Below are 11,370 nucleotides of genomic sequence, written 5' to 3'. Positions count from 1 at the left end.
CGTCTTCATCTGTTCGGCTCACGCCGAGCGCCATCTCGCTTCTTCGAGCGACTGCAGAAGCGCTGAAAAGCCTCGCCGGCCAAAATACTCGAGCGACACAAATCCCTCAAAGCCGCGCGCCGCGAGCTCCCGGAGCACGCGGTCGTTGTCCACGTCTCCCGACGGATCGAACGCGGAGACGGGGACGCTCTGGTACCACGCCTCATGATTCCAGTGATAGTTCTTGCAGTGCACGTGCCGAACGGCTGGGTACACCTCCCGAAGCACGTCGAGCGGGTCGAAGTGGTCCGGGTTAAAGTTGGCAGCATCGAAGATGAGGCCGAGATCGCCCCCCGGAACGGAGTCGAGCAGGCTGCGAAGGCTGGCGACGGAATCGGCAAACGTCTGGTAATGGGTCTCCACGAGAAGGTCTGTGCCCATGCCCCGCGCGATGGCCCGCGCTTCGACCAGCGCGGCGAGCGACTCGTCCCACAACTCCGGACTCGCCTGGCGCGAGGCGAGGTGCCCGAAGAAGGTTCGAATCGCGGGCCCGCCAAGCGCAGAGGCCATTTCAGCATAGCGGCGAATGTCGCGCAGGTCGGCGTCGCGATCGCGCGGGCTGCGGGAGAAATAGGTGTAGCCGCTGATGACCGGCACCGCGAGTCTCTCATCGGCGAGCCGGGAGGCGAGTTCCTCGAGCGCCGATGGGCCGCGCGCGGCGTAGGGCTCGAGATGGCCCACCCAGATCTCCAACCCTTCGATGGGCGCGCCGGACGCGCGCCAGGCGCGGACGAGCCTCAGGATGTCCTCGAGCGGCCGATCCTTCATGCCCGTGGTGCAGATGCTCCACCTCATCGCGCTGCACCTCCCTCGAAGGCGATGATGGCCTTGCCTGGCTTGCCGGATAGCGCGTGATGGTACGCGTCAGCGTATGCCTCGAGCGGCCAGACGCCCGCGCACAGCTTTTCGAACGCCTGGCGCAGGGCGGGATCCGCCTTCAGCCGGGCGAGCGCGTCCACGAAATCCTGCCGGACGTAGATGATGGAGCCGAGAAGAGACGCCTCCTTGCGGACGAAGACCTGCATCGGCAACCGCGCCTCTTCCGCGAGGCCCACCGCCACGATGGCCCCCCCCGGTTGCACGCACGCCACGGCCGTGGCGATGGCTTCCGGCGCGCCCGCCGCCTCCACGACCAGCGCATACGTGTCGGCTTCGAGTTCCGAGACGAGCGCCGTGCGCACGCCCGGCACAATGGCTCGGAGGAACGCCAAGCGGTCCTCGCGCACGTCCGCCGCCGTCACCCGTGCGCCGAGCGACTGCGCGAGCAGCGCGCAGAGCGCGCCCTCCGTGCCGCTGCCGAGAATCAGCACCTCGTCCCCAGCGCTCACCCGCGCCCGATGAACGGCGTGCCACGCCACGGCAAACGGCTCGACCATCGCCGCCTCGACGTCGCTCACCTCGTCCGGCACCGGCACCGCGTACTTGGCTTCAACGACCCAGTCCTCCGCAAATCCCCCCGGCGCATTGATGCCGATGGACGCTTTGCGCACGCACACGTTCGTCTGCCCACGGCGACAAGGCGCGCATTCGCCGCAGTACGTGTTCGGGATGATCACGACGCGATCGCCAGGCGCTAGATCCACGCCCGCTCCCACTTCCACGACGCGGGCCACGAGCTCATGCCCGGGGCGGACGGGATACATCGCGTGGCGCAGGTGGCCGTGATACACCTTCGTATCCGAGCCGCAGATGCCGCCCATGATGGTGCGAAGCCTCACCTGCCCGGCCCCGGGCGGTCCCGCCTCTTCCGCTTCGCACAGGCGCAATCGCGAAGGCGCTTCTATCACCAGTTGTCGCATGCGCATTCACCTCGATCTCGCTCGCACTTCCCCGGCCGGGATGATATGAATGTATCATCCTCGGGCGCCATCCCGCTAATGCCGTTGTTGCGCCGGGGTGATGCACGGCGGTTATCAGCGGTTCTCAGCCGAGGCGGATCAAAAAAAAAGCCCCTGCGGCGGGGCGTCCGGAACCGCAGGGGCAAGTGGGAACTGGATGGGACGGTTGCGAATTGAGATGGTTGCGTAATGGGCCCCTTGCGAACCTCAATGGCGGATCAGGTAGTCGAACGCGCCGAGCGCCGCGGTGGCGCCGGAGCCCATGGAGATGATGATCTGCTTGTAGGGCACGTTCGTGCAGTCGCCCGCCGCGAACACACCCTCGACGCTCGTCTGACCGCGGCTGTCGACGACAATTTCGCCGAAGCGCGTCTTTTCGACGAAGTCGCCGAGCCACTCCGTGTTCGGCACCAGGCCAATTTGCACAAACACGCCTTCGAGCTCGATCTCGTGTTCCTCGCCCGTGGCGCGATCGGCGTAGCGAAGACCCGTCACGCGCTCGGTGCCGAGGATCTCCTTCGTCTCCACGTTCGTGAGCACCGTGACATTGGGCAGGCTGAACAGCCGCTTTTGCAGGATCTCGTCTGCCTTGAGCTGCGGCAGAAACTCGAGCACGGTCACGTGCGACGCGAGGCCGGCGAGATCGATGGCCGCCTCGATGCCGGAGTTGCCGCCACCGATCACGGCCACGCGCTTGCCCTGGAAGAGCGGCCCGTCGCAGTGTGGGCAGTAGGCCACGCCCTTGGTCTGCAGCTCCTTCTCGCCGGGGACGCCGAGGTTGCGCCAGCGCGCCCCGGTCGCGATGATCACGGTTTTCGCCTTGAGGGTGGCGCCGCTCTCGAGATCGATCTCGACGAGATCGCCCTTTCGCAATTGTTTCGCGCGCTGAGATTTGATAATGTCGATATTGTAATGCCGGACATGTTCCTCAAGCTGGGCGGCGAATTTCGGCCCTTCGGTGTACTTCACGCTGATGAAGTTCTCGATGCCAAGCGTGTCGTTCACCTGGCCGCCGAACCGGTCCACCACGATGCCCGTTCGGATGCCCTTGCGGGCTGCATAAATGGCCGCACTCGCGCCCGCGGGGCCGCCGCCAATCACCAGGACGTCGTAGGGATCCCGCTGATTCAGATCCGACACATCCGCCTGGCTGCCGAGTTTGGCCAGAATGTCCTCCACCGACATCCGACCGCTCTCGAAGAACTCCCCGTTGAGATACACCGTCGGCACCGCCATGACGTTCTTCTCTTCGACTTCCGCCTTGAATACGGCGCCGTCGATCATGGTGTGCCGGATGTTCGGATTCAAGACGCTCATCAGGTTCAGCGCCTGGACCACGTCCGGGCAGTTGTGGCAGCTCAAGCTGACATACGTCTCAAACTCGTACGTGCCCTCGAGGCTCTGGATCTGGCGAACCACCGACTCGTCGACTTTGGGCGGCCGTCCGCTCACCTGCAAGAGCGCCAGAACGAGCGACGTGAACTCGTGTCCAAGCGGCGCGCCGGCGAACACGATACCCGTGTCCTCGCCCGGGCGGTTCACGCTGAAGCTCGGGCGCCGCGGAAGATCCGCCTCTTCCACGCGGATTTTGGACGACACCGACTTCAATTCGTTTACGAGCTCCATCATGTCGCGGGAGGCGTCGTCGGACCCGGGCGAAACCCGGATCACGACGTCGCCTTCCATGAGCTCGAGATATTGTTTCAGTTGCTCTCGAATTTCATCGTCGAGCACCATGGTCAGGCAGACACCTCCTCAGATCTTGCCGACGAGATCGAGGCTCGGCTTGAGCGTCTTCTCGCCTTCCTTCCACTTGGCCGGGCAAACCTCACCCGGGTGATTGCGAACGTACTGCGCAGCCTTGACCTTCGGAATCAACGTCGACGCGTCGCGGCCGATGCCGTCCGCCGTGATCTCAATCGCCTGGATGACACCGTCGGGATCGATCAGGAACGTGGCGCGCTCCGCGACCCCCTGGTCCTCGATGAGCACGTCGAAGTTGCGGGAAATCTCGTGCGTCGCGTCGCTGATCATCGTGTAGGTGATCTTCTGAATCGCCGGGGAAACGTCGTGCCAAGCTTTATGCACGAAGTGCGTGTCCGTGGAGACCGAGTACACCTCGACGCCGAGCTTCTTGAACTCCTCGTAGTGATCCTGCAGGTCCTCCAGCTCCGTCGGGCACACGAACGAGAAATCGGCCGGGTAGAAGCACAGGATGCTCCACTTGCCCAACAGATCTTGATCCGTCACCTCAATGAACTCGCCGTTGCGAAATGCCATCGCTTTGAACGGCTGAATCTTCTTGCCCACGAGCGACATGAACCATCATCCTCCTTGATAAGATAATGTGAGCGGATGTATGTCCTCCGCGAAAGCGGGACGGACCAAATGAGGCTCGTCTTGCGCGGCAAGAGAGCTTTGCAGAATGAGAACGTTGAATTATAATCGACTCGTAACGAGTCTTATTTAAGAATCGTTCTCATCTAGGTCGCATTATAAAAAAAGCGATGCCGGTTGTCAAAGGGGATAGAATCGAGTAAAACCACGGATGAAAGGAGGGGGTGACATGCAGGCTCAGAAAGACGCTGTGCAGCTGTTGAAACATGCTGGCCTGCGCGTGACCCCGCAGCGAGAAGCCATTCTCCAGTTCTTGTTGGACTACGACGGTCACGCGACCGTAGACGATATTTACACGTCCCTGCAGGACCGCTTTCCTAGCATGAGCGTATCCACCGTCTACAATACGGTGAAGCAACTGTCGCAGGTGGGACTCGTCAAGGAGATTGGCGTTGGCGACGGCGCCAGCCGGTTCGACATCAATGTTGAGCCGCACCATCACCTGGTCTGCACGCGCTGCGGTGCGCTGTTCGACTTCTACCTGGAGGAGCCGATTCACTTGTCCGTTCCACCAGAAGCCGAGGGGTTTGAAATCGAGGACTACCATGTCGAGGTCCGGGGTGTCTGCCCGCGCTGCAAGAAGCAGCAGGTGTCTTAAGGCTTTCTTAAGGCTTAAGGAAGGAAAACGCATGCCTTAGTCCGGTACAGACCTGCTCGGAATACAAAAGGGTCAGGAACTCTGCCCTGGCCCTTTAATTTCATTCATACGCAAAAGAGCAACTTAGACCCCGGTCGTCATGTCCATTCAATCCCGCGCATACTCTTCTCGCGCATACTCTTTTAAGGATATTTACCCGACGTCATATGCATAAATCGATGGAAGGGCCTCACCTTGCCAATTGAATTCTGTAAGATTTGCAGCACTGGTCCCTGCCCCTGGTTCCCACCCTACTCCGGGAAGCCAACCTGGTTCCCAATAGAACACCCCTAAACCAAGATTCTTTGGGACATGCGCAAGTATAGAGACCAGGTCACGCACGTATAACTCCTGCCCAAGCGGAGTCGGAGGATAGCCAGGAGGAAGCGGAGTAGTCGATGTCACCTGATTCGGAGTTGGATCCCCACTAGGGTGCTCCAAGGTCCAAGGATACTGTGTTTCGGCGATCACTATTGGTTTGTTATACTTTTCAGCCAGAGAATCCACGTTATTGATGAGGCCCGACAGGGGACCGTGGAACCAAGGATAGTACGAAAGCCCGATGACATCAAACCGCACACCGTATTGCAGAACATGGTCTAAAAAATATTCCTCACCAGCGTTGTCTCCACCTCTATCTGTGTGCAGCATAATCAACAACTTGTGGCCTGAAGGATTACCTTGCTCGGCTCCTTTAATCGCAGCCTTGAGCAAATCCGTGAACCCAGTCCAATTTTGAGTTCCGTTCGAAAGATAAATTTGCCCGTATGGCCAAAGGAATCCGTCGGTAATTTCATTGCCTATCGAGACCATATCGACGGGAGTCCCTTGCTTCGCGAAGGAGGACAAGACCTCTTTTGTATAATTTTCTACAGTTGTTTCGAGTTGAGAAAAGGACTCATTCGCCCAAGCCTTCGGGATATATTGTTTGCTTGGATCTGCCCAAAAGTCTGAATAATGAATGTCTAGAAAAATACGTAACCCATATACTTTTGCGATCTGAGCTAACGTAAGGTCGTACTTTAGATTATTATATCCCTTTGGTGGGTTGACCCAAAGCCGCATACGAATATAATTTGCGCCGCCCAACCGTAGTATTTCAGGTAGCGGCATCGCTTGTGTTCCCAAATAATAATGGTTACCAATACTTTCCTCCTGCAACATTGTAGAGATATCATCCCCCAACATCATCCGGCGAGTAAGATATGATTCTGGAGAGAATACCCTAATTTCTGAAATCCCTACCTTTTGATTGTCTGGACTTCTGACAATAATTTTAACAAATTGAATATCCTTTATCGGACGTAGCGGCTCTAAAACCTGAATAGAAGAGCTTATTGGTACTGCAGTCTCGCGACCACCGATTCCAAACCACGTGTTGTCATTTACTGATACCTGAACCTGAACCATTGCACTGTCGTACGCTTCAGGCCAGCTTATACAGACACCAGTAATAGTTACAGGACGTTGTAATTTGACTTGAACAACGTATGAACCAGGTCGGTTAGGAAACCAGGTAGTCGAAGCATCACCATCTACCATGCTGGACAGATCTCCAGATTCGCCAGACACCTGTATAGATGCCCCTAGTGCAGCATCAATACCTGGTGGCAGATCAGAGAGTTGACCAACTTGTTCGTGAGGAGCAGCGGCGCCCAGAGTAATGTGATTGCTGGACACAAAGGGGAGAACCAGCACTGAGATTGCACCAAAGACCCCGTTAAGCAGTGCATTTTTGAACATTTCCTTCTCACCCTCGCTCTCAATGAGCCAATAATCAGCGAAATTATTACTTACCTTCTTCTAAATATCAAATATTTCCATAGAACAAAGAGCTCTTCCTTGTTCGTCAAACATCGCAAACGCACTCCAACCGTTCGTGGTCTGAGTGAGTGGAATAGCATCTGGCTCCCAGTACAACACTCCCAAACCCAGACCACATGGAAGATCTTTGATTATGCTAAACACTTCTTCTAAGAAATCACGCTGCTCCTTTGCAGTGCCGTGCAATTTGATCCCGTCCTGTTCAAGTGTCACCTCTCTCCAAGGGTATGCAGTTTCCGCGAGCAAAATCGGACGGCCATAACGGCTTGACAAGTCCATGACATTGTCTCTGAAGTTACATATAGGTCCATGCCACCACGGGTAGTACGACAGTCCAATCCAATCGAATTCAACCCCATGACTCATGATGTGCTCAAGAAAAAATATTGCTCCTGGATTATCCCCCCCACGATCAATGTGGATCATCACCTTTGTATCGTTTTCGAACACATCACGAACGGCTCGTATTCCGCAACTAAGGAGGTACGAAAATCTACTCCACGCATCAGGGTTGTCGGGCTCGTTGCGCGATGGCACTTTACCATCTTCCCAAAGCATCCCTCGGGTTACTTCGTTTCCAATCTGCACGAACACGGGAGCTATCCCCTCGGATTTAAAAGAAAGTAATGTACTACGAGTAAAGTCGTAGACGGCTTCGCCGAGGCTCTCTCCATGTAAGTTGGCCCACTTTTTAGGTTTATACTGCTTACCCGGGTCAGCCCACCAGTCAGAGTAGTGGAAATCCAGACCTACTTCAAATCCCGATTCAACCGCTCGCTTTACCATCACTAAGGTCCTTTCTGGTGAACAATACCCCACGTCCGGATCATTCCATATTCGAAACCGAAGTGTATTCACACCATACTCTTTCAATATCTTAAACAAGTCTTTCTCGTGTGAGCATACGTAGAACCGTCCGCCATTTTGCTCAATCTCATCATAGAATGAGACATCTGCTCCCTTAATAAACCTAATGTTTTTCAAGGCAAGTCCCTCCCCAAGATGCCGCTCCGTCAAGATTTACCCCTTCGTCGCGCCAGCAGTTAGACCACGAGCCATCAATGGATTCAGAATTGTAAACGCGACAGCCAGTGGTATCGCGGACATGAGGGATGCCGCCGAGAATAATCCCCAGTTTTGGGCGAATTGTGTATTGATGAGATTATACATACCCAGACCCAATGTATAGTTCCCTGGTGACTGCAGTACAGTTCCAGCAAGGATATACTCACTATAATACCCAATTACAGACAAGAAGAAGATCACCGCTAGCATAGGACGGGCAAGCGGCAAGACGATATTTAGGAATATTCTAACATTACTTGCACCATCTACGAGCGCAGCTTCATCTAGTTCTTTGGGTATTGTATCAAAGAAGCCCTTCATCAGCCATATATTAAAAGCACTACCTCCAACAAGCAGGAGTATATATATCCACAGACGATCTAATAAACCCCACTTCGCTAGCACCGCGTAGATGGCCGCCACAGACATCGAGTTAGGAAACATCTGAAGTACCAACAAAATCATCAATCCGTACCTGCGTCCAATAAAGTGCATTCGCGAAAATGCGTAGGCAGCCGTACTCGTAATTACTACCTGGATGAAGGACACGACAAATGCGACCAATGTGCTGTTCCATGCCCATCGCAAGAATCCGGCTGAAATGACCGCTTTATAGTTGTCCAAGGTGGGTCTCACCGGCAACAGAGAAGCAGACGATAGTGCGTCACTAGAACTAAATGACGCGGTTACTACGTAAAGAAGTGGAGCTAATGTGAGAATGATAACAATCCATAGAACAAGTCTGATAATCCATGCTCGCAAGTTGTCTGAATGACGAACGCCGTTAACCCTTGCCATGTCTTCAATCATCCCCCTTAAAAGCATTCGTAAACCTCATATTAATAATGCTTATAATTCCAACCATGATGAACAGAACTACCGACAGCGTCGCGGACAAATCGTACCGGTTGAACTGAAGTGCAATTTTATACGCAGAGGACGCCAGGATGTCTGTATAGCCAGCGAACTGTGTGTTGAGCCTAGGCGGTCCACCGCCGGTCAAAAGGAATATTATATTGAAGTTGTTGAAAGTCGCAGAGTACGCTGGTATGAGTAAAGGGATTGTGACACGCCAGACATTTGGAATGGTTATGTATACTAACTTCTGCCAATAAGAGGCCCCATCTATTTCTGCTGATTCATATTGTTCAGTTGGTATGGCTTGCAGAGCACCGAGCGAGACTGTCATAAAGTACGGAAACGACAGCCACAGGTTTACCAGAATCACACTTAGGCGGGCCCAGAATGGATCTACCAGCCAGGGTATAGGAGGTATGTGGAATATGTGAAGTAGTGCGTTTATTTGACCGTAATTCTGGTTTAGCAGGCCCTGCCACGACAATGTTGAAATCAACGCCGGAATTGCCCAAGGGATAATGAGAAGCGTACGATATAGACGTGCCTCTTTAATTGTTTTTTCGTTTACTAATATCGCCAAAAACAAACCCACCAAATAGTTCAGTGATGTAGAAACAAATGTGAATATCAAAGTCCATAACAGGGTTGGGATAAAAGCAATAGCCAATGGGTTCCCTTTTGAAAATAGAGACATGTAATTTTTAAGTCCCACAAATTGATAATTCAAGAAATGCATTTCATTCCAGTTCGTGAACGAAATATAGATTGTAAAGGCCATTGGCAAAAAACTCAGCGCACACATTGTGAGGATGGCTGGCGAAAGGTATGCGTAAGCCGACCACTGCACCGATTTCGTTCGTCTCTTGCGCTGGTCCGCTGAGACCCTAGGAACAGAATGATATGACATTGTTACACCTCTCTTACTTGGGCAGGCGAGCTCGCTCTCGCCCGCCCACGTGTGTCAACCCTGCTGTACGCTAATCGCCGTTTTAATCTCTTGTACAAACTGCTTTGCGCCAGCTTCCGCTGAGATTTTTCCAGACAATATGTCTGGTATAATAGATTGGGCGCTGTACACAGCCTGCATTTGAGCGATGTTCGGTGTTGCAACAGCAGTATTGAGCTGGTCAAGGAACCCTCTCGCAATGGGATCCTTAAGAATTTCAGGGTTGTTGTGGAGTGCGCTCATCGCAGGCAAATCTTCATCCGCTTTGTAGTACAGTAGTTCTGCGGTTTCATTCGTCAGATACTGAGCTAAAGACTCTGCAGCTGTTAAGTACTTGGTCCTAGCGCTCACAATAGCGGTAAGGTTGCTGATGAGTGGCGTTGCCGGTTTCCCATTCGGAAGTGTCGGCATCGGGGCAACTCCGACGTTGATACCGGATTTGATAGCTGCCTCGATGTCCCAAGGACCACTCATAAACATTCCGACCTTACCTTCGTCAAACTCGGACGTGGCAATGCTTTGGTTCACGCTAGGGTTCATCCAGTGGTATTTCAGATCCATGTCCTGCAGAAGTTTGAAGCCTGCGATCGCCCCTGGCGTCGCTAACCCAATATCGTTCGGATTAAACGAGCCGTTTTTCTGCCCAAAAATGTACCCACCCATGCCTCCTATGAAGGCATAGTCATACCAGAACTGTTCCTGCGCAAACGCGAACCCATGTTTGTTTGCGTCCTGTACGAATTGTGACCATGTCCGCGGCGGAGTTGGAACTAGTTTCTTGTTGTAAATTAGAGCAACGCTCTGAACAGCCACAGGGTAACCATAGTACTTGCCGGCAATCTTCACGCCATCTGCCACGCCCGTCGGGTAATCGGACGGTTTCATGAGTGTCGCTGGTGCCAACAGCCCTTCTTCGTAGAAAGTTCCCAGGTTATCTGCCGGCATCGCAATAGCTACGTCTGGCCCCGTCCCCGCCCGTACTTCTTGTGCCCAGTTGGAGTACTTGCTATTACCCGTTGCGGAATTCTGCTCGACGATCACAGTGTCGCCATGCAGCTTTGCCCATTTGGCAGCCAAGGTCTTAATTACTTTCATTTCTTCTGGTTGCCAATATGACAGCACATGGAGCGTAATTCCCCTCGGAATCGACGACTGCACAGAGGCCGATTCGGCCGAAGATACCGTTGGACTTTGTTGATTCGGCGTTTGGGTACCACATCCTACCGCCATCGCTGAAATCATCGCAATCACGCCGGCTCCGGCCCATACATGGCGCTTCGATGTTTTCACCATAATGCACTGCCCCCTTATGGTCTGGACTCGTGTCACCTCGGAATGTGGTCTCGAGTTCACATTGGCCACCATCTCCCCGTAGATTTTGACTAAATAAACTTGTAAGCGCTTTAATAATAGTTCCGCGCCGCCTTCAGTGTCAAGTAGACGTTGCCCAGGGTTTCGCTTGTTGCACTAATGAGGCCGAAGGAGACAACATGCGTGACCAACGGTAAACGATACGCAGACTAGAAGCTTGGTGCAGTACACATCAACCAGAAAGGAAATAGAGCAACGTGTCTTGAGCGCCCATGGCATATGCTAGCCTTACCATGGGGCAAACAGTAGCCGGTTGACCCGTCTCGAGAACTCGTCATACGTGAACCTCTGCGGGCCGTGCACGACAGCCACCTTGTGCGGATAAAGCTTTCGAGCGCGACGAAGCCAATCGAGCGGTGTGAGCGGAACCTTCATGAGCATCCCCCCTGACCGAT

10 protein-coding genes are annotated in these 11,370 nt (G+C 54.1%); 1 reads left to right on the top strand and 9 read right to left on the bottom strand.

All coding sequences use genetic code 11. The annotated features are described in order from the left end of the window. Positions 1 to 18: 18 nt before the first annotated feature. The 4 genes from AS26_RS12350 to ahpC form a co-directional block, all read right to left on the bottom strand. Positions 19 to 834 (bottom strand): sugar phosphate isomerase/epimerase family protein, encoded by an 816-nt coding sequence (locus AS26_RS12350; RefSeq protein WP_062310010.1) that lies wholly within the window; start codon positions 832 to 834, stop codon positions 19 to 21. Next, positions 831 to 1,838 (bottom strand): zinc-dependent alcohol dehydrogenase, encoded by a 1,008-nt coding sequence (locus AS26_RS12345; protein WP_062310007.1) that lies wholly within the window; start codon positions 1,836 to 1,838, stop codon positions 831 to 833. The genes AS26_RS12350 and AS26_RS12345 overlap by 4 nt, the downstream gene beginning before the upstream one ends. 246 nt (positions 1,839 to 2,084) lie before the next feature. Further along, a complete protein-coding gene (gene ahpF / locus AS26_RS12340; protein WP_062310004.1) occupies positions 2,085 to 3,614 on the bottom strand; it encodes an alkyl hydroperoxide reductase subunit F in 1,530 nt (509 codons plus the stop codon). An 18-nt stretch (positions 3,615 to 3,632) separates the two neighbouring features. Beyond that, positions 3,633 to 4,196, bottom strand: coding sequence for an alkyl hydroperoxide reductase subunit C (gene ahpC, locus AS26_RS12335; protein WP_062310001.1), 564 nt, complete (start codon positions 4,194 to 4,196; stop codon positions 3,633 to 3,635). 247 nt (positions 4,197 to 4,443) lie between these two features. Between ahpC and AS26_RS12330 the strand changes: the two genes are divergently transcribed. Further along, positions 4,444 to 4,872 carry a Fur family transcriptional regulator gene (locus AS26_RS12330; protein WP_062309998.1) on the top strand — a complete coding sequence of 143 codons (429 nt, stop codon included), beginning with the start codon at positions 4,444 to 4,446 and terminating at the stop codon, positions 4,870 to 4,872. Positions 4,873 to 5,064: 192 nt separating this feature from the next. Here the strand turns inward: AS26_RS12330 and AS26_RS13995 are convergent, their stop codons facing one another. The 5 genes from AS26_RS13995 to AS26_RS12310 all read right to left on the bottom strand — a co-directional run bounded on the left by AS26_RS13995 (position 5,065) and on the right by AS26_RS12310 (position 10,897). Next, positions 5,065 to 6,654, bottom strand: a complete 1,590-nt coding sequence (locus AS26_RS13995) for a glycosyl hydrolase 53 family protein (protein ID WP_083516097.1) — start codon at positions 6,652 to 6,654, stop codon at positions 5,065 to 5,067. Between the two features lie 60 nt (positions 6,655 to 6,714). Beyond that, positions 6,715 to 7,719, bottom strand: coding sequence for a glycoside hydrolase family 53 protein (locus tag AS26_RS12325; protein WP_169793504.1), 1,005 nt, complete (start codon positions 7,717 to 7,719; stop codon positions 6,715 to 6,717). A gap of 36 nt (positions 7,720 to 7,755) precedes the next feature. Next, positions 7,756 to 8,610: a sugar ABC transporter permease gene (locus AS26_RS12320; protein WP_245629761.1), complete on the bottom strand. Its 855-nt coding sequence runs from the start codon at positions 8,608 to 8,610 to the stop codon at positions 7,756 to 7,758. Continuing rightward, positions 8,603 to 9,505, bottom strand: coding sequence for a carbohydrate ABC transporter permease (locus AS26_RS12315; protein WP_062310014.1), 903 nt, complete (start codon positions 9,503 to 9,505; stop codon positions 8,603 to 8,605). Before AS26_RS12315 ends, AS26_RS12320 begins: the two co-directional genes overlap by 8 nt. A gap of 114 nt (positions 9,506 to 9,619) precedes the next feature. Continuing rightward, positions 9,620 to 10,897: a sugar ABC transporter substrate-binding protein gene (locus AS26_RS12310; RefSeq protein ID WP_169793503.1), complete on the bottom strand. Its 1,278-nt coding sequence runs from the start codon at positions 10,895 to 10,897 to the stop codon at positions 9,620 to 9,622. Positions 10,898 to 11,370: the final 473 nt, after the last annotated feature.

Origin of the sequence: Alicyclobacillus sendaiensis NBRC 100866 (assembly GCF_001552675.1) — a bacterium.
Taxonomy (GTDB): domain Bacteria; phylum Bacillota; class Bacilli; order Alicyclobacillales; family Alicyclobacillaceae; genus Alicyclobacillus; species Alicyclobacillus sendaiensis.
Note: the sequence above shows the minus strand (reverse complement) of the source record. Positions and strands in the feature narration are given on the sequence as shown.

What these genes read in the sequence shown, in the direction of transcription:
- ahpC (WP_062310001.1), bottom strand. Translation starts at nt 4,196, where the DNA reads ATGTCGCTCGTGGGCAAGAAGATTCAGCCGTTCAAAGCGATGGCATTT.
- AS26_RS13995 (WP_083516097.1), bottom strand. Translation starts at nt 6,654, where the DNA reads ATGTTCAAAAATGCACTGCTTAACGGGGTCTTTGGTGCAATCTCAGTG.
- AS26_RS12320 (WP_245629761.1), bottom strand. Translation starts at nt 8,610, where the DNA reads ATGATTGAAGACATGGCAAGGGTTAACGGCGTTCGTCATTCAGACAAC.
- ahpF (WP_062310004.1), bottom strand. Translation starts at nt 3,614, where the DNA reads ATGGTGCTCGACGATGAAATTCGAGAGCAACTGAAACAATATCTCGAG.
- AS26_RS12350 (WP_062310010.1), bottom strand. Translation starts at nt 834, where the DNA reads ATGAGGTGGAGCATCTGCACCACGGGCATGAAGGATCGGCCGCTCGAG.
- AS26_RS12310 (WP_169793503.1), bottom strand. Translation starts at nt 10,897, where the DNA reads ATGGTGAAAACATCGAAGCGCCATGTATGGGCCGGAGCCGGCGTGATT.
- AS26_RS12345 (WP_062310007.1), bottom strand. Translation starts at nt 1,838, where the DNA reads ATGCGACAACTGGTGATAGAAGCGCCTTCGCGATTGCGCCTGTGCGAA.
- AS26_RS12330 (WP_062309998.1), top strand. Translation starts at nt 4,444, where the DNA reads ATGCAGGCTCAGAAAGACGCTGTGCAGCTGTTGAAACATGCTGGCCTG.